Source organism: Alteromonas sp. NFXS44 (assembly GCF_040148705.1).
GTDB lineage: Bacteria > Pseudomonadota > Gammaproteobacteria > Enterobacterales > Alteromonadaceae > Alteromonas.
On the sequence record NZ_JAGDEA010000012.1, the window covers coordinates 641,403 to 658,887 of the forward strand.

Below are 17,485 nucleotides of genomic sequence, written 5' to 3' on the forward strand. Positions count from 1 at the left end.
CATACTGTGTTCTCAAAGTAGTCAGGCAGGTCACGCCCCGAGCTTTGCTATAAAAGTCCCTATACTGAACAAGGCCGCAGAAGTAAGCAGAAGGCAAGCACCTGATTCCAAACGATTACATTTTGAAAGGTCGGGAACAGGTTTATTGTTCCGGCAAATCAATAAGGAATAAGCTGCGCCGACGTAAAAACCGGTTATATGTGAGTAGAAGTCGACCGAATCCCGATGAACAAAAGAAACAAGAATATCCGCAAGAATGGTAAGCAGAATTATCTTTACTGAGGTAATCATAAAGCCGGGAGGTAGCACAGTCTTATACTTAACCCTTAAGACAAAGAATGCTCCGATCAGACCGTAAATTGCCCCCGATGCCCCGACCACATAATCAAATGATGAAAATACATGACTTACGAGGAAACCTGTAATGCCTGCAGTGAAAAATAAATTGCAGTACCTCACATTACCCAGTAAGACGCTAACAATTTTACTGTATATTGCCAGAAGGCAGATATTAAAAAACAAATGAAAGAAGTTCACATGTATAAAAATGGCTGAGAAAAACTGATAAAAATCTTTATTCCTGATTACTGACTTTCCCACTCCCCCAAGGTAAATGGCATCTGAAACAGTTTCATTCGAATAAAGCAGTGCATAAAGAATCGCCATTAAAGCCGCAAGCAACGAATACACCCAAACGTTATGACTATTTATTTTCTCTGCAAATGCCTGTGAATTATTAAGTCTGTCGCTTAACGCCAGCTTTTCTCCCAAAGCATGGTAAATAACCTCAATCTCTGACTTATTTTCTAAAGAGTGAGTATCTATAATTATGTGTGGATACTTGTGAGCGCTTATGGCTAATGTGAGGGAATCTTTGTGCAGGTGTATTGAGTTAATGTCATTCAGAGGTATACAGACATAACCCTTAAGGCTAAATATTTGAGGAATAATCAGCCTGTTCTGGTTCAATAAAATACAATGAAACGCTTTATTATTTCTGCACCCCAAATAGCAAGATAATAATAGCAATGTTGCAACTGATAACTCTACGAGTGCTAAAATCCATTTACCATCCAATGCAAAGAAAAAAAACAACAATAAAGCTGCTATCCAACAGTAGATTAAAGCCCTGTAAAGGGATTTTATTTTTGCTGTCAGGTATTTTCTGTCGTATCTGATTTTCATGATTAGATCTGTTCGGAGGATAATGATTCAGGAAAAAGCGTCACACTTTTCAATCGAAGTATAAACTGACCAATAAGACAGTTTGTATATTATGAGGCACGTGCTCTTTTCCTGGATCCGTACCATGACAAGTACTAAGCCAACCGCTTTGCAGATTCGCGCAGGGCAAACTCCCGCAGTGTTTGAAGTTGCGGACTTTCTGTTTGCCAGTAATGCCAGTACAGAGGCGTATCCACGTGATAACCCGGCATCAGGTCGACTAACTCTCCGTTTTCCAGCTCTTTATTCAGTTGCAGCACAGGTAACAAGCCGTATCCTATGCCGGCCAGCATAGCTTGCTTAAACCCTTCAGACGACGGACAGAGGTGCACCAGTGAGGGTGTTGTGCCGTTTACTTCCTGTAAAAAATCGTGCTGGAGCCTGTCATGCTCATTAAACACCAGGCAAGGAACATCGCTGAGCTGTTCAGGCCCGGTAATATTGTACCGGTGAATAAACGCAGGGCTCGCAATCACTTTGTACCGGAGTGCGCCCAGTGAACTCACTTTGCCCCCGTTTACTGCTTCTGCTGATGAGCATATGCAAACCATAACCTCTCCCGCTTTCATGCGCTGTAAGGCAATGGACTGATCTTCCGTAATGATTTCAAACTGAAACTGACATCCTGCTTCTTCTTCCGTTATCGCCAGTGCTGCCGGTAACCAGGTGGCCAGTGAATCCACGTTAGCCACAAGCTTTACTGTTAACGGACCGGATTGAACATCATGACCGGCAATACCCTGAACGTTCAGAGCTACTTCAAGTTGCCGGACTTGTTGCAAATGATTCAGCAGTCTTTTGCCCAGTGCCGTTGCAGAAGGTGGCTGTGTCCGCACCAGTACCGGCTGTCCCAGCAGTGCTTCTAACTGATGAATGCGTTTACTCACCGCTGACTGGGTCAGAAACATTTTCTTCGCCGCTCTCTCAAAGCCTTTTTCCGCAATCACATGGGACAGCGCATCAAGTAACTGATAATCAATCATGAATTTTAGGAATGTATAGATAGATATAGTCATTAGATTAATAGTAAAAATGCCATTAATCTAGCGCCTGTGTGTTGTCATCAACTTTTAAATTACTAAACGGGAGCCGGTTGTGCAGTCATTTTTATCCGGAATGGGATTAGGTATGAGCCTGATCATTGCTATTGGTGCACAAAATATCTGGGTGCTCAGTCAAAGCATGGCCGGTGCCAACCGGTTGGCAATTGCCCTGACCTGCATACTCTGCGATGCAGTACTGATTTTTCTCGGCGTTTTTACCGCCAGTGAAATCAAAACCTGGATCCCGGGACTCATTCCCTGGCTGACCTGGGCAGGTGTCGCATTTCTGCTTTATCTTGCTTTTGGTGCGGCCAAACGGGCTTACGAAGGGTCGTCGGGCCTGACTCTTCATGCAGAAAAAGCTGCCAAAGCATGGTGGAAAACCAGCCTTGCCGCGTTGGCAATCAGCTTACTCAACCCCCACGTATATCTGGATACCGTTGTCCTGCTGGGCAGTATCGGCGCGCTGCAACCTGAACCGCTGGTATTTGCATTCGGGGCGACAACCGGTTCAGTATTGTGGTTCGGCAGTCTGGTGCTGTTTTCTCCGGCACTGAAAAAGCTGCTGAAATCCCCGCTTCGCTGGCGTATTTTCGACAGCATTATTGCTGTAGCACTCTGCGCCATCGCCTGGCAGTTATACAACACACCTGCTGGCTGAACCCGGCCAGCCACTTCCGGTAAATTCTATTCTGTTTTTTCAACGCATCAGATAGTGATTGAAATCGATACTCGCCGCGCACAGTGCAGCCTGAATGCGGTTGTGTACGTTCAGTTTATTTAAGATGGCTGAAACATGAGCTTTCACTGTGGTTTCCGCAATATTCAGCTCGTAGGCGATTTGCTTGTTCGATTTGCCTTTCGCAATACACTCAAACACCAGCAGTTGTCTGCGAGTCAGTGCTGCAATTAATTTAGGGTCAATTTGCTGCGCGCTGTTCTCGTCTTTCGGCTTGCCGGTACCACTTTTACGGATAATATCCGGTGGCAGATAAACCTGGCCGGAAAGCACCTGCTCTAACGCAGCGACAATCTGTTCACAGCTGGATGACTTGGTGATAAAACCCACTGCACCGTAAGTAAATGCTTGCAGCACCACATTTTTATCTTCTTCTGCAGAGACAATCACAATGGGAATTTCGGGAAATTGATTACGAAACCGCACAATGCCGTTCAGGCCGTCCATACCCGGCATGTTCAGGTCTAACAGCACCAAATCAATATCAGGATTCTCTTCAGCCACTTCAATTGCAGCATCAAGGTCTGTACAGGTAATGGTTTTTGTTTCTGCTATATTCCGCTCGACAAAGTCGGTAATGGCATAGCGAAACAGTGGATGATCATCTGCAACCAGGATTTCTACCATAATTGTAAACCTTTTGTTAATTCATGACTGATAGTAGTAAATTCCGCACAGGCCTGTCGAGCACTATGCATGGGTTATTTACCCAGTTTCTTCTTTTGTTGCATTCCACGTTTAGGATCGTAGCCCCAAATTGCAATCCCGCAGAATAAGACGGTAGTTGCAAAGGTGACCCAACCTGCGGTGGGATTCCAGCTCTCATATAACGCAAAACGAATCAGTTCTACTGCGTGAGTAAAAGGATTATATTGCGAAATCCAGTATAACCACTCGTTCGACTCTTTCAGTTTCCACAACGGATACAGCGCAGATGAAAGAAAAAACATGGGAAACACCACGAAATTCATTACACCGGCAAAGTTCTCCAGTTGTTTGATGAAAGATGACAGTAAAAGCCCGAGAGCGCCAAGCATTAATGCACCGACCAGTAGTGCCGGTGCTGCATAAATATAGCCCATAAGCGGTACTTCGATACCCAGCAGATAGGCCAGTAAAAAGAAGACATAGGCCTGCAGTAACGAAATAATAGCGCCGGCAATGAGCTTACTTATCAGTAAAAACGGGCGGGGAAGCGGGCTGGTAAGCAGCACCTTCATACTTCCCATTTCACGGTCGTACACCATGGACAGTGAGCTTTGCATGCCGTTGAACAACAAAATAATGCCCGCCAGACCCGGCATAATATACACGTCATAAGTAATGTAGGTGTCATATGGCGGGATAATAGCGATACCCAGTGCAGCTCTGAAACCGGCGGCAAAAACAATCAGCCACAATAACGGCCTCACAAGGGCACTGACCAGCCGCGCCTTCTGATGCCAGAAACGCCACATCTCCCGCACCACAATGCCTTTGAATGCCATCCAGTACTTCATGCTGCGTCATCCTGTGTAGTCAGTTGCCGGTACAGGGCTTTTACGTCACCGGCCTGATATTCAGTGAGTGCAGTCTGACAGGGCATATCCATTAAAATGCTCCCCTGATGTAACAGGATAAGATTATCTTCAGGCAAGACTTCATCCACCAGATGGGTAGATGACAACACCGTAATGCCCTTCTCAGAGCACAGGTCGCGAATATGGCGGTTTATGCTGTCTCTGGTGGGCATATCCAACCCCACACTGGCCTCGTCGAGCAATAAAATGGCGGGTTCATGCAGCAACGCGCGGGCAATTTCTACTCTGCGGCGGTGGCCACCGTTTAATGAGCGCACTTTCTCATGCTGCCGCCCGGTCAAATCAAATCTGGCCAGTTCCCGTGCGATGGCTTCTTTCGTTGCAGAGGCAGACATGCCGTGCAAGCCGGCGTGGTAATTCAGGTTCTGGTAAACAGTTAAATCTAAGTCCAGCGTGCTTTGCTGAAACACGATCCCCAATGCCGCTAACGCCTTGCGCGGGGCGTTGGCTGTATCATAACCACCTACAAAAATGTCACCTTCCGCACTTTGCAGCAACTGACAAAGCAGGTTAAACAGCGTACTTTTACCCGCACCATTCGGGCCAAGTAACGCGTAGAAACGGCCCTGTTCCAGGTTCAGGTTCACATTGTGCAGTACTGTCTTTTGCTGATAACCGAACTGCAAGCCAGCGACAGATAACGCCAGGCTCATGGCTTCACCGCCACGCCCCAGGGATAACGTCCTACTTTCAGGGTTTTGATTACTTTTAATTTATCTGTATCGATGACTGATACATCGCCACTCACACCATTGGTGGTAAACAGTAAAGACTGATCGTTGGCGAAGGCGAGTTGCCATACACGACGTCCCACCAGCAGATAATCCAGCACTTCATAGGTTTTCGCATCGACTACCGCTACATGATTAGCCGGACCCAGCGCTACAAACGCATATTTGCCGTTATCAGTCAGTTTCACACCCACAGGCTGAATTTTATCCCTGTGTACACCCGGGATTTTGAAATTAATCACCTTTGTAATCGATTTGCTGTCCACATCAACAATGGAAACGGTTCCGCCAATTTCTGAAGAAGCCCAAACCGTTTTGCCGTCTTTGCTAAACTCCACGTGGCGGGGACGCTGATCGACCAGTGTGTTGTCTACCAGTTGCTGATTTGAGGCGTCAATCCAGTGCAGCATGTTAGTGGTTTCAGAGGTATTGATAACCCATTTACCATCGGGACTGGCAGCCATACCTTCAGGCTCCACGCCTACGTCAATCTGTGCAATCACATCCCGTTTTTCCGTATCAACAACGGTGACTACGGCGTCGTCTTCGTTGGCGATATACAGGTGATGATTATTAGGATGCAGCGCGAACTGCTCGGGATCTTCTCCAGAGGGCAGGTTATGAATGATCCTGTTGGTACTTACATCCAGGACCTGCACTGCATCTGAATCGCTGGCGCAGATATACAGGTATTTATAGTCATTGCTGAAAATAATCCCCCTTGGACGCATACCCACTTCGATGGTTTCAATTACTTCCAGTGAACCGGTATCAATGAGGGTCAATGTGTCATCTTTTTCGTTCGACACATAAGCAACACCCGCCAAAGCAGGGCTGGCGAACAGCATCATTGCGGGGAGAACCAACGACTTCATACTTACTCCTTGACCATGGAACAACGAACTTCCGACTTGTCATACCCCAGCGTATCTAAATCCGTCACGGGATGAAGAAAACCTTCCTGAGGAGACTGGGAAACCAGAGATTCCGGCTGCACTAACGGGATGGGCTGACGCAGTTGTCCGTTCCACTGGCGGAAGGTCAGTTTGCGTCCTTTGAACGCTGCCAGCTCAAATTTATCGCTCATAAGGTATTGATAAAGCGTAGCAGAGTTATTCGATTTTGTTCGGGTGACCGCTTCAGCAACGGCTCTGACAGCAAGCCAGGCGTTAAAGTCGTCGTCATTCATAGGGCGCTGATTCGCCTCAAAAAAGCGGTTTTGCAATTGGATAGCTCCCCACTGTTCAATACTGCGATGCCAGGAAGCGGCTTTGAGTCCGTGGGTACCGGCTACGGGACGGGGCAACCAGGTGTTATAGGGTAAATAAAAACCAAACAGGTTTTGTGTATCTGCCACCAGCACCACGTCATAATCTTCTCCCTGCGTCATGGCGGGCACTTCCTGCTGGGAAGTACGGCGTAAATCCGTGTCGAAGGTCCAGGTTTTACGCCCGGTAATTTTAGTACCAAAGCGCTTTGATGCCCGTTCAAAAGCCTGCGCCATAGCTTTATCGCCTTCACCGCTGCCAGAAACTAAAAGCCATTCCCGCCAGCGTTTTGCCATCAGAAACTGACCCAGCGCATCGCCCAGCATGACGTAACTCGGGGAAGTGTGCAGTAAACCGGCCCGGCATTGATTTAGCCGCCAGCTGTCAGATTTGTTTGTTGCATTGAGCATCAGCCCGGCGTCCGCACCGGGCAGGGCCAGAATTGCCTGCAAGGTACTGTCTGGCACATCCAGGATCAGAGGCCCGTTATTGGCTGTCAGCCACGCCTGTACTTTGCCGGTAAGGGCTTCCCCGCTGGCATCTTCCAGTACCGTCAGCGCGTAGTGATGTTTAAGAAAGCGACCGGTGGTATTGGAATCATCCGTCCCGAGCAAAGCGCCGGCAAAACCATTGTTCGCAGGAGTTTTAAACAGCGCCAGTGAAGTAGAAGACGTCAGTCCGGTTTGTTTTACATAGGCTATATTTACCGGTAAGTCGTCAGCAAAAGATTGTGTGACGGGCACCAGCAGGCTTAGCAGACATGGCATAGCCAGCAACCGCATCACATAACGTGATGCAGCTTTCAGCGGTATTGCCAGGCCAGGTGTCGCCATTATCGTTATTAGTGGGGCGAACATACCGGTACTCCTTTTGCGAAGGTGAACTAAATACTAGTTGATGACCCGTCCATTATGAATGAGCACAAAGGATGAAAGGTTTACTACCTTAGTACAATTGGACGAATCCGGCATATCACCTACCTTTTAAAACGTGTCTGGTTATGTCGCAAACACAACAAAACCTACTCAAGTTGTCCGCCAACTCTAACCAGCATTGACACTATCTGACAACTTTTGGAGATGTATAAATGAAAAATTTCTCAACCATATTGCGTAGTACGCTGGCAGCGGTTATCGCTGTATCTTCAGCGCAGGCCCTTGCTCATGGCGATGTTACACCACAGGCAGTGGACACCAGCGCGTTACCTCAACTGGGCGAGGAATGGAAAGCCACAAACCCTTACACTGGTAATGAGCTGGCAATTAAAATTGGTGACTCTGCCTACAACCAGAACTGCGCCCGTTGCCACGGCCTGGAAGTTATTTCTGGCGGTATCACTCCGGATCTGCGTAAACTGAATGACGAAAACGAATTTTTTAGTCCGGAAGAAGCTGACGACTGGTTCATGATGCGTATCCGTAACGGTGCAGTTATCGACGGCCGTGTTTACATGCCGCCATTCGAAGGCATCCTTAGTCAGGAAGCAATGTGGGCAATCAAATCTTACATCGAAACTCGCGGCACCCCCGAGTAACAGCTATGGCTCGCTTATTACGTTGCTGGATAACGGGCCTTGCGCTGACTGCCTTTATGGCAGTCAGCGCTTTTTCAGTTCAGGCCCGAAGCTATGACGATATTATTGAGTCAGGCTATATCACCATTGCGGTCTACAATAATTTCCCCCCTTATTCTTTTCTGGACGATGAATCTCCTGCCGGTGTCGACATTGAAGTAGGAAAAGCCATCGCTGCAGGACTAGGTGTTGAACCACGCTGGATGTGGATTAATGCCGATGAAAATCTGGAAGATGATTTACGACAGGCAGTATGGAAAGGTCATATCATTACCCGCCAGAAAGCGGATCTGATGATGCGCGTTCCTTACGACCGTAAATTCAGTTACGGCATTGACGGATACGGTCTGCCCCGTAATGAAATGGTGGTGATGTTCGGCCCTTATCACCGTGAAAAATGGGCGCTGCTGAAGAACACTGAAAAAACTAATGGCATCGACACACTGGCTATTTTCCAGTACGAGAAAATTGCCGTGGAAATCGACTCACTTCCGGACACCTTTTTAGGTTCGACCATTGGCGGCAGATTACGGAAAAACATGGTACATACCAACACCACCTTTGACGGCATAGACCTGTTCAAAAAAGGGGAAGTCGCCGCAGTCGCGGGCATGCAATCTCAGCTGGAGTGGGCACAGCCAGCCACTGATACTTTCACCATCAATGCTACCGGTCTTGCAGCAATGAGCATTAAAGCCTGGGATATTGGTATGGCGGTGAAAACGGATTACCGGCAGTTGGCTTATGCTATTGAAGACATCACCGTTCCTATGATCGAAGACGGTCGAATGAAGGCCATTTTTGACGACTACAAAATTACCTACACGGTACCCGGTTTATACGCCGGAGAATAACCGGGCATGACGGGGAGCGTGGTCCCGGTGTCATCACGCTTCCCATTTTTTATTAAATCTTCCCCGTCTGTTTCAGTGCTGATTCATCCCCAAACACACTGTTCCGCGCTCATCACGATTTGTTATGCAAACCACATAATCTATTGGCCTGACGTTATTTACCTGTGCTTCTCACCCTCCCTTTTTGACCCGTTTTTCAGGGTATTACTACCAAGGGAGTAAAAATGATAATCCAAGGTTTAATGGTTGTTAAAAAAACATTAGCTAATACTGACCATGTCGTCGTCCGAAGATGTTCTATGCTTAGGGTCCGGAGGACGGATTAACAATAATGCAAGGCCGTAAGAAGAACGCTCCCAACTAATACAACTGTTTTTCAGACGAGCCGCTTGTGTAAAAAGGTGGAAAGACCACCGAAGCACCTGTTGAACTACTGGAGAAACCTGATGAAAAGTCGAACAGTTTCACGTCACCTGATTAGCTCTGCTGTCGGTCTGGCCTTGTCTCTTAGCACCTTAGGCGGTGTTCAGGCGGCAGGCGTTACCGATAAAGACATACTTAACGACGCTAAAACCACCGGCGATATTTTAAGCTATGGCATGGGCCCGCGCGGACAGCGCTTCAGCCCGCTGGACACACTGAATACAAAAAACGTAAAGAAAATGCACCCTGTGTGGGCGTTCTCGCTGGGTGGTGAGAAACAACGCGGTCAGGAATCACAGCCTCTGGTACACGATGGCGTGATGTTCGTAACAGGTTCTTATTCACGTATTTATGCCATTGACGTAAAAACCGGTGATGAGCTGTGGCAATACGAAGCCCGTCTGCCAGATGGCATCATGCCTTGCTGTGACGTTATCAACCGTGGTGCAGCACTGTATGACGACCTGGTTATCTTCGGTACTCTGGATGCGATTCTGGTCGCCCTTGACCAGAAAACCGGCAAAGTGAAATGGCGTAAGAAAATGGGTGACTACAAAGCAGGTTACTCATTCACTGCTGCGCCTATGATTGTTAAGGGCATGGTTGTAACAGGTATCTCTGGTGGTGAATTCGGTATCGTAGGTAAAGTTGAAGCCCGCGATGCGAAAACCGGTGAACTGGTATGGACCCGCCCTACTGTTGAAGGTCACATGGGTTACCTGAACGGTAAAGAAAACGGTATCACCGGTGGTGAAGCTAACAAGACCTGGACTGGCGACCTGTGGAAAACCGGTGGTGCAGCAACATGGCTTGGCGGTACCTACGACCCTGACCAGGATCTGATTTTCATGGGTACAGGTAACCCTGCACCATGGAACTCTCACTTACGTCCTGGCGATAACCTTTACTCTTCTTCACGTCTGGCTATCGATCCTGACACAGGCAAAATCGTTTGGCACTTCCAGACCACACCACATGATGGCTGGGATTTCGACGGCGTAAACGAACTGATTGCGTTTGACTACAAAGAAAAAGGTAAAACTGTTAAAGCGGCCGCGACTGCTGACCGTAACGGTTTCTTCTATGTACTTAACCGTGAAAACGGCGAGTTCCTTCGCGGCTTCCCGTTCGTCAGCGGTATCACGTGGGCTGAAGGCCTGAATGATGACGGTACGCCAATTTACAAAGAGGGCGGTCGCCCGGGTAACCCTGCTGGCAGCGAGAACGGTGAGAAAGGTGAAACGGTATTCTCAGTACCTTCATTCCTGGGTGGTAAGAACTGGATGCCTATGGCGTATAGCCAGGACACCGGTCTGTTCTATGTACCTTCTAACGAATGGGGCATGGACATCTGGAACGAGCCGGTAAGCTATAAGAAAGGTGCAGCTTACCTGGGTTCTGGTTTCACTATCAAATCTGTTTACGAAGATCACATCGGTTCACTCAAAGCCATCGATCCTAAAACCGGTAAAACCGTTTGGGAATATAAAAACAACGCACCTCTATGGGGCGGTGTTCTGGCCACTGCGGGTAACCTGGTCTTTACCGGTACACCTGAAGGCTACCTGATGGGCTTCGATGCCAAAACAGGTGAAGAAGTTTACCGGTTTAATACGGGGTCAGGCATCGTCGGCTCTCCTGTTACATGGGAAATGGACGGTGAGCAGTACCTGAGTATCTTGTCTGGCTGGGGCGGCGCAGTACCTCTTTGGGGTGGTGAAGTTGCCAAACGCGTAAAAGACATTAACCAGGGCGGCACAGTCTGGACGTTCAAGTTGCCTCGCTCGTAACGCGGGCATCGTAGCAGGGTTTTGGTCCCACAACCCTGTTACGAGTTTTTATTCAAAGAGCTGGTATGGACCTGACGCCGGCTCTTTTTTAAGGACCCGCCTCATGACAGGATTCATCCATACTGCCTTTTTAAGAACCCTATTCTTCATTTCACTCTGCTTTAGCGCATGTGCCACTCTGGCCGAAGAAGTCAGTATCGATGATTCCCTTATCCAATCTATTTTTCCTAAAGCCACGCTCATTGGCGAAAAGCAAGCCGGTGTCCCCGTGCAACCGGTTTATCAGTTACAGGAATTGCTGGGCTATGTGTTTGCCAGTAACGATCTGGTGAATTTACCCGGCTTCTCTGGTACCCGTATCAATCTGCTTATCGGCATCGACACCGCCGGCAATGTGAAAGGCATTCGTATAATCAATCACCACGAGCCCATTTTCCTGCACGGACTGGGCCCTGAACCCATGCTCAATTTCATAAACCAGTATGAAGGTCTGAATGTGGGTCAGCGGGTGATTGTGGATTCCGCTGCAAAGAACAACGCGGATGATCCTTCTACGGTACATGTGGATGGCGTGACCAAAGCCACGGTTTCGGTGATCATCATTAATGACACCATTTTGCTGTCTTCGCTTAAAGTTGCTCGTCAGCTATTGTCCGGCTTTGCCAGTTCACCGTTGGCCACACCGAAAGAGATGTATGAAGAAAAAAGCTGGCAGCAGTTACTGGAAGAAGGTCTGGTTCGTCAATGGCGCATCAGCCAGCAGGACATGGCTGACGGCTTCAACATTGAGCTTGATACATTCCCCGGCGATACCTTTGACCTTTCTTACGACAACTTCGACGTGTATTACGCCTACCTGAACGCCCCGACTATCGGGCGTAATTTGTTGGGTGACAGCGAGTATCAACGCTTAATGGGTATTCTTAAACCCAATGAGCAGGCATTCCTGGTGATGTCGGTAGGTTTCTTCAGCTACCTGGAAGACGACTTCAAACCCGGCACGGTAGCCAATCGCATTTCGCTGACGCAGAATGATTTGCCCTTCCCCATGCGGGATTTAAACTTCTACAGTTATGCCGACCAGCAATTGGGCGCAGGCATGCCTGAGAGCGACGATGTACAGGTATTCGTGGTAAACACCCAGTCCGGATTCAACCCCGGTGATACCATGTCGCTGAACCTGAATATTGATATTGCCCGCAACCACCTCATCCGCAATCAACTGCACCTGCACGATGATTACAGCCTGCCGGAAACTCTGTTTGATTTTGCCGAAGCCGTGGTGGAAGAAGCGCCGAAAGCGCCTTGGGTACGCATCTGGGAAAACCGCATCGTGGATATTTCGGTACTGGTGGTGAGCCTGGTACTGGTCACGCTGATATTTATTTTTCAGCATCGCTTGTCAGCTAACGAGAAGCTATTTCGCTGGGTTCGCTGGAGTTTCCTCACCTACACGCTCATATTCATTGGCTGGCTGTGGCAGGGACAGCTTTCTATCGTCAATATTTATCCAATCCTGCAAAGTGTTATCAATGGTTTCGACATCAATATGTACCTGATGGACCCCATTCTGTTCATCCTCTGGAGCTACGTATTCGTTAGTCTGTTTATTGTTGGTCGCGGTATTTTTTGTGGTTGGCTGTGCCCGTTTGGCGCACTGCAGGAAATGGTGGGCTGGGTGGCGAAAAAGCTGCGTATCCGTCAGAAGAAGGTGCCTTTCGATGCTCACAGTAAACTCTGGTGGGTTAAATACGTCATTCTGATTGGCCTGGTGATCACCTCTTTCGCCTCAGTGAGAGTGGCTGAAATTGCCTCAGAAGTGGAACCGTTCAAAACCGCGATCACATTGCAGTTTGTGCGCACCTGGCCGTTTGTTTTGTATGCGGTTGCCTTGCTGATTGCCGGCCTGCGGATCAATAAATTCTACTGCCGCTATGTCTGCCCGCTGGGCGCTGGTTTAGCGGTGCTCGGGTACTTCCACGCCGGTGAATGGCTTACCCGTCGCAAGGCTTGTGGTAACCCCTGTACCCTTTGTCATCACAAATGCGACATCAAAGCCATCACGCCGAAAGGTGATATCAATTACAATGAATGTGTGCAGTGTCTGGAGTGTATTGTTTATTACAACAACGATGATTTATGCCCGCCGCTTAAGAAAGCAAAGCGGCAGGACAAGGCCGGGCGTAATAAAAAGCAGCGCAAAGGCGATGTAGAAATTTATACACCGGCCTGATTTCTGCCAGGGCACTTTTTGTTATTCAGGCTCAGTAGCTTGAGGGTCTTTCCTGTCCAGCCAGCTTTTCAACAATGCAAACGTAATGCGTGGCCGGTCGTTATAGAAACCGTGTGCGCCACCTGGCACCACAGCCAGTTCTGCCCCCGGCGTCAGTGCCAGATAGTCCTGCACCGTATCAATGCGTGCTGAGTCATACTGACCAATCATGAACAAAGTTTTCATCGGGTCAATGTCTGCCAGTAAATGGGTGGCATCGTAGCTTTTTAACACGCCGGTGGATGAGAACTCACTTGGTCCCCACATCTTGTTGTAGATAAGCGGATTAAAGCCGTTGCCGCCTACGTTATCGTAGTAGGCTTTGGCCGCTTCAGTACCAATACCACGGGTGTAGTAGACGGAATAAAGTTTGGTATAAGCCTTACGACAAACGTCGCCTTCCGGTGGCTTCGCTGATTCACACTGTTTCAGCGCTGCCTGTACGTCTTGCGGGGCGGCTTTTACCAGCAGGTTTGCATCCATGATCCAATGTGGCGTCGAAATAAACGTGCCTCCCAAAACCGTAGACACGGTGTGCCGGGGATATTTAGCCGAGTATTCCAGTGCCAGCGCCGAGCCCCAGCTATGGCCCACAACATGCCACTGTTCTATTTCGAGTGTCTTGCGAATCGTCTCAAGAGAATCAACGAAGCGTTCTACCCGCCAGTTGGCCGGGTCGTTTGGCTGCTCTGATTTACCGCTGTCGAGTTGATCGTACATGATCACCATGCGGTCGTTGGCCAGTTCCGTCATACCGGCGAAGCCATTATGCGTACCACCCGGACCACCGTGAATAAATATCACCGGTGTGGCGTTTTTATGTTCAAGGCCGTTTAAGCGCACATAAATCTTGCCGCCTTCCACCGGTACCATCAGTTCCTTCTCAGGCTGAGCCCAGGCTGCGGTTTCTGCCACCGAATGGAAAGACGTTACACAATAAGAGAGAACAGTGAGTAATGATAAAGCCACAGCTTTGGCTGATGACGGGAGTTTGAAGCGCATGAGCTAATCCGTTTATAGTCGTTATTTTGGGAACAAAAAAAGGCGCTCAGAGTAGCAGATTATCCGTTACCGGCACAAAGCGGTCAGCCGCACGTTTCAGGCTGTCGGCAGTCAGCGCTTCAACACCGTACACTTCCACTTCGCATTGATACTTATCCCGTGCACGCTGAACCAGCAAATCAAAATCACCGTCGCCGGATACCAGTACAAGTACGTCGCAATGTTCCGCCGCTTCCATCATATCTAACGTTAAGCCCACATCCCAATCGCCTTTGGCACTGCCGTCAGCGCGTTGGATAAACGGTTTAAGCTTCACCTCAAAGCCAATAGCCCTAAGAATATTCTGAAACTGCTTCTGCTTTTCGTCATTGCGATTGATGGCATAAGCATTGGCTGTCACCACTTCCCTGTCGTGAGTCACCTCAGCCCAGAAACGGTTGTAGTCGAAGTTGCGCTTAAACGCACTGCGGGTGGTGTAATAGACATTTTGTACATCGACAAAAATACCGGTTTTTTTCACAACAGACCTTAAATACTTAAATAGCGTTAACCATCAGCAAACCCGGAGCAACCTGCGTAGCGCATACTGACAATAAAGGTTGTCATTCTAACAAAAACGCTCTCTGTCCGTTGCAAAAGAAAACCTTATTTGCAGTTCATGTGAACACAGGCAGAGTGATATAAGCGATAAATGATCCTTAGGAATTAGAAGCCATTTTCTCAACCAGATAATCCACAAACACCCTCACTCTGGCGGGCATGTGTCGCCCGCCGATAAACACAGCATGGATGACTTCTTTGTCTTGTGGATTGAAGTCTTCTAGCAGTGGAACAAGTTGTCCCGATGCGAACGCCTGTTCGATATGAAAGTTGCCGACCCGGGTAATGCCAATATCAGCCATGGTAAGTTCAACCAATGTTTCACCATTGTTAGACGTCATATTTCCTTCTATGGGCAAAATGTAATCTTCACCATTTTCACGAAAAGGCCAGCCGGGCTCTATGCGCTGGAAGCTGAAATCCAGGCAATTAAAGTGCTTTAAGTCGGCGGGGGTTTCAGGTATACCCGCCTGCGCTAAATAATTGGGTGATGCGACCACAGTTCTGCCGGTTTCACCTAAGCGCCTGGCGGTTAAATTGCTGTCAGGTAAAGGACCAAAGCGTATTGCGACATCGATGTGTCCGTCGGCCACATTACTGATTTTATCGCTCACTTCGACTTCTATTTTGATGTTGGGATAGCGCTCTAAAAACTCTTTGTACAAGGGAATCATGGTTAGACGACTGTAAGCCGTTGCAGTACTCACTTTAATTAAACCGCTTGGGCTGGCGCGATCAGCAATGGCGCGCTCGGTCTCTTCGACATCTTTTAAGATCCGCCTGGCAGCCAGGGCATAAGACTCCCCTTCACTGGTTAAGTAAAGTTTGCGGGTAGAACGGACAAGCAGCCGTACACCTAAACGCTTTTCTATGCGGGTCATCATCCGGCTCACTGCCGATGGTGTCAGGCCCAGTTCTCTTGCTGCTCCGCTTAAACTGCCGAGTGTCGCCACCGTTAAAAAGGTTTCCATTTCAGCCGTTTTATCAGCTTTAACTTGTTTCATTTGTGAATCCAATGCAAAACAGATTAGCTTCTCACCCCACTACTCTGTGATTCTTTATGTCGTTATATTCCCTAACATCATAAATAAACCTGAGTTCAACATGAAGATTAACTTTCCACTGATGGCACTGGCCATTGGTGCTTTTGGAATTGGTGTAACGGAATTCTCTCCTATGGGAATGTTGCCTGTGATAGCAGATGACTTAGGCATCTCTATTCCAACAACGGGCATTCTCATTAGTGCATATGCTTTTGGGGTACTGGTGGGTGCGCCGGTCATGACTTTACTGTTTGCCAATATGCCGCGCCGTCGCCTGCTGGTTTTGTCCATGGGCATTTTTACCCTGGGTAATTTAATGAGCGCGCTGGCCGACAGTTACAGCGCATTGATGATTAGCCGCATTATTACCTCGTTCAATCATGGCGTATTCTTTGGTGTTGGTGCTGTGGTAGCAACTCAGTTAGTGCCGCCGAATCAACGCGCCGGGGCGGTTGCTGCAATGTTTTCAGGGCTTACTATCGCGACCGTTGGCGGTGTGCCGCTGGCAAGCTTTGTGGGCACAACGCTGGGCTGGCGAAATGCGTTTCTGGGCATTGCGGCAATCGGCTTAGTGGCAATGATAGCCTTGCGCTTTAGTTTGCCTCCGTTGGTGAATCAGGAGAAGGCGAACATTCGTAATGAATTAGCCGTGTTAAGCAAAGGTTCTGTATTGGCAGCGCTCCTGTTAACAGTGGTAGGTGCCAGTTCTATGTTCACGGTATTTACTTACATTGTGCCAATTCTGCAGCAAGAAACTCATGCTTCGACGACTTTTGTCACGGCCATGCTGGTGCTTTACGGCGTGGGGCTTGCGGTGGGTAATGTGCTGGGCGGACGCTATGCCGACCGCACTTTGTACGGCACATTAATCGTATCGTTAATTGCGGTCATTCTGCTGCTGGTGATCTTTACCGTTACCATGTCTTCTTCCGTTGTCGTTGTGCCACTGATTTTCCTTTGGGGCATTGCCAGCTTCGCTGTGGTTCCACCGCTGCAATCATTGGTGGTTCAGGAGGCCAGCGAAGCGCCGAATCTGGCTTCGGCCATGAACATTGGTGCGTTCAACCTTGGTAATGCGGTTGGCGCAGCTTTAGGTGGCGGCGTTATAAGTGCAGGTCTTGGATTACCAGCAGTAGCCTTAGCTGGCGCAGGCACCGCATTACTGGGGCTACTCATGGTGTTAGTTGCCAGCAGAAGGAAAACAAGCTTTGCTTTGAGCACCTGCCCGGAATAAATAGTCAGATAGCCGGCCAGCAAAAGGATGCACCTGCTTATCGTGCAGGTGCCTTTACGGGGCTGACAAGCTCCTCCTCTCCCTCACTGCTTCACTGTCCATATCTCCT

16 protein-coding genes are annotated in these 17,485 nt (G+C 48.6%); 6 read left to right on the top strand and 10 right to left on the bottom strand.

Annotation, left to right across the window (positions count from 1 at the left end):
• Positions 1-30: 30 nt before the first annotated feature.
• Positions 31-1,185 (bottom strand): rhomboid family intramembrane serine protease, encoded by a 1,155-nt coding sequence (locus J3369_RS19920; RefSeq protein WP_349590236.1) that lies wholly within the window; start codon positions 1,183-1,185, stop codon positions 31-33.
• Positions 1,186-1,319: 134 nt separating this feature from the next.
• A complete protein-coding gene (locus J3369_RS19925) occupies positions 1,320-2,207 on the bottom strand; it encodes a LysR family transcriptional regulator ArgP (RefSeq protein ID WP_349590239.1) in 888 nt (295 codons plus the stop codon).
• A 112-nt stretch (positions 2,208-2,319) separates the two neighbouring features.
• Between J3369_RS19925 and J3369_RS19930 the strand changes: the two genes are divergently transcribed.
• Positions 2,320-2,928, top strand: a complete 609-nt coding sequence (locus J3369_RS19930) for a LysE/ArgO family amino acid transporter (protein ID WP_303572219.1) — start codon at positions 2,320-2,322, stop codon at positions 2,926-2,928.
• A 39-nt stretch (positions 2,929-2,967) separates the two neighbouring features.
• Here J3369_RS19930 and J3369_RS19935 read toward each other — a convergent pair whose 3' ends face one another.
• The 5 genes from J3369_RS19935 to J3369_RS19955 form a co-directional block, all read right to left on the bottom strand.
• The gene (locus tag J3369_RS19935; RefSeq protein WP_119502941.1) at positions 2,968-3,633 is read right to left on the bottom strand and encodes a response regulator; all 666 of its coding nucleotides are present in this window, start codon (positions 3,631-3,633) and stop codon (positions 2,968-2,970) included.
• 74 nt (positions 3,634-3,707) lie between these two features.
• Positions 3,708-4,505, bottom strand: coding sequence for a lanthanide ABC transporter permease protein PedC (locus J3369_RS19940; protein WP_349590243.1), 798 nt, complete (start codon positions 4,503-4,505; stop codon positions 3,708-3,710).
• A complete protein-coding gene (locus J3369_RS19945) occupies positions 4,502-5,239 on the bottom strand; it encodes a lanthanide ABC transporter ATP-binding protein PedB/LutE (protein WP_349590246.1) in 738 nt (245 codons plus the stop codon). The genes J3369_RS19940 and J3369_RS19945 overlap by 4 nt, the downstream gene beginning before the upstream one ends.
• Positions 5,236-6,192: a YVTN family beta-propeller repeat protein gene (locus J3369_RS19950; protein ID WP_349590249.1), complete on the bottom strand. Its 957-nt coding sequence runs from the start codon at positions 6,190-6,192 to the stop codon at positions 5,236-5,238. The genes J3369_RS19945 and J3369_RS19950 overlap by 4 nt, the downstream gene beginning before the upstream one ends.
• A gap of 2 nt (positions 6,193-6,194) precedes the next feature.
• Positions 6,195-7,442, bottom strand: coding sequence for a lanthanide ABC transporter ABC transporter substrate-binding protein PedA1 (locus tag J3369_RS19955; RefSeq protein WP_349590252.1), 1,248 nt, complete (start codon positions 7,440-7,442; stop codon positions 6,195-6,197).
• A gap of 230 nt (positions 7,443-7,672) precedes the next feature.
• Between J3369_RS19955 and pedF the strand changes: the two genes are divergently transcribed.
• The 4 genes from pedF (at position 7,673) to J3369_RS19975 (ending at position 13,458) form a co-directional block, all read left to right on the top strand.
• Complete coding sequence (gene pedF, locus J3369_RS19960) at positions 7,673-8,119, top strand: cytochrome c-550 PedF (protein WP_303572225.1); 447 nt, start codon at positions 7,673-7,675, stop codon at positions 8,117-8,119.
• 5 nt (positions 8,120-8,124) lie between these two features.
• A complete protein-coding gene (locus J3369_RS19965) occupies positions 8,125-9,012 on the top strand; it encodes a substrate-binding periplasmic protein (RefSeq protein ID WP_349590256.1) in 888 nt (295 codons plus the stop codon).
• A 446-nt stretch (positions 9,013-9,458) separates the two neighbouring features.
• The gene (locus J3369_RS19970) at positions 9,459-11,225 is read left to right on the top strand and encodes a methanol/ethanol family PQQ-dependent dehydrogenase (RefSeq protein ID WP_349590258.1); all 1,767 of its coding nucleotides are present in this window, start codon (positions 9,459-9,461) and stop codon (positions 11,223-11,225) included.
• 103 nt (positions 11,226-11,328) lie between these two features.
• Positions 11,329-13,458 (top strand): 4Fe-4S binding protein, encoded by a 2,130-nt coding sequence (locus J3369_RS19975; protein ID WP_349590260.1) that lies wholly within the window; start codon positions 11,329-11,331, stop codon positions 13,456-13,458.
• Between the two features lie 21 nt (positions 13,459-13,479).
• Here J3369_RS19975 and J3369_RS19980 read toward each other — a convergent pair whose 3' ends face one another.
• The 3 genes from J3369_RS19980 to J3369_RS19990 form a co-directional block, all read right to left on the bottom strand.
• On the bottom strand, positions 13,480-14,499 hold the full coding sequence (locus J3369_RS19980; protein ID WP_349590263.1) for a proline iminopeptidase-family hydrolase: 1,020 nt from the start codon (positions 14,497-14,499) through the stop codon (positions 13,480-13,482).
• 46 nt (positions 14,500-14,545) lie between these two features.
• Entirely contained in the window at positions 14,546-15,019 is a 474-nt protein-coding gene (locus tag J3369_RS19985; protein ID WP_349590266.1) for an NYN domain-containing protein, read from the bottom strand.
• A gap of 178 nt (positions 15,020-15,197) precedes the next feature.
• The gene (locus J3369_RS19990; protein WP_349590269.1) at positions 15,198-16,103 is read right to left on the bottom strand and encodes a LysR family transcriptional regulator; all 906 of its coding nucleotides are present in this window, start codon (positions 16,101-16,103) and stop codon (positions 15,198-15,200) included.
• Between the two features lie 100 nt (positions 16,104-16,203).
• Between J3369_RS19990 and J3369_RS19995 the strand changes: the two genes are divergently transcribed.
• Positions 16,204-17,376, top strand: coding sequence for an MFS transporter (locus tag J3369_RS19995; RefSeq protein ID WP_349590271.1), 1,173 nt, complete (start codon positions 16,204-16,206; stop codon positions 17,374-17,376).
• The last annotated feature ends 109 nt before the right edge of the window (positions 17,377-17,485 follow it).

Coding starts and splice junctions, on each gene's coding strand:
- J3369_RS19965 (WP_349590256.1), top strand. CDS start 8,125: ATGGCTCGCTTATTACGTTGCTGGATAACGGGCCTTGCGCTGACTGCC.
- J3369_RS19950 (WP_349590249.1), bottom strand. CDS start 6,192: ATGAAGTCGTTGGTTCTCCCCGCAATGATGCTGTTCGCCAGCCCTGCT.
- J3369_RS19995 (WP_349590271.1), top strand. CDS start 16,204: ATGAAGATTAACTTTCCACTGATGGCACTGGCCATTGGTGCTTTTGGA.
- J3369_RS19940 (WP_349590243.1), bottom strand. CDS start 4,505: ATGAAGTACTGGATGGCATTCAAAGGCATTGTGGTGCGGGAGATGTGG.
- J3369_RS19935 (WP_119502941.1), bottom strand. CDS start 3,633: ATGGTAGAAATCCTGGTTGCAGATGATCATCCACTGTTTCGCTATGCC.
- pedF (WP_303572225.1), top strand. CDS start 7,673: ATGAAAAATTTCTCAACCATATTGCGTAGTACGCTGGCAGCGGTTATC.
- J3369_RS19925 (WP_349590239.1), bottom strand. CDS start 2,207: ATGATTGATTATCAGTTACTTGATGCGCTGTCCCATGTGATTGCGGAA.
- J3369_RS19970 (WP_349590258.1), top strand. CDS start 9,459: ATGAAAAGTCGAACAGTTTCACGTCACCTGATTAGCTCTGCTGTCGGT.
- J3369_RS19920 (WP_349590236.1), bottom strand. CDS start 1,185: ATGAAAATCAGATACGACAGAAAATACCTGACAGCAAAAATAAAATCC.
- J3369_RS19975 (WP_349590260.1), top strand. CDS start 11,329: ATGACAGGATTCATCCATACTGCCTTTTTAAGAACCCTATTCTTCATT.
- J3369_RS19990 (WP_349590269.1), bottom strand. CDS start 16,103: ATGAAACAAGTTAAAGCTGATAAAACGGCTGAAATGGAAACCTTTTTA.
- J3369_RS19945 (WP_349590246.1), bottom strand. CDS start 5,239: ATGAGCCTGGCGTTATCTGTCGCTGGCTTGCAGTTCGGTTATCAGCAA.
- J3369_RS19955 (WP_349590252.1), bottom strand. CDS start 7,442: ATGTTCGCCCCACTAATAACGATAATGGCGACACCTGGCCTGGCAATA.
- J3369_RS19980 (WP_349590263.1), bottom strand. CDS start 14,499: ATGCGCTTCAAACTCCCGTCATCAGCCAAAGCTGTGGCTTTATCATTA.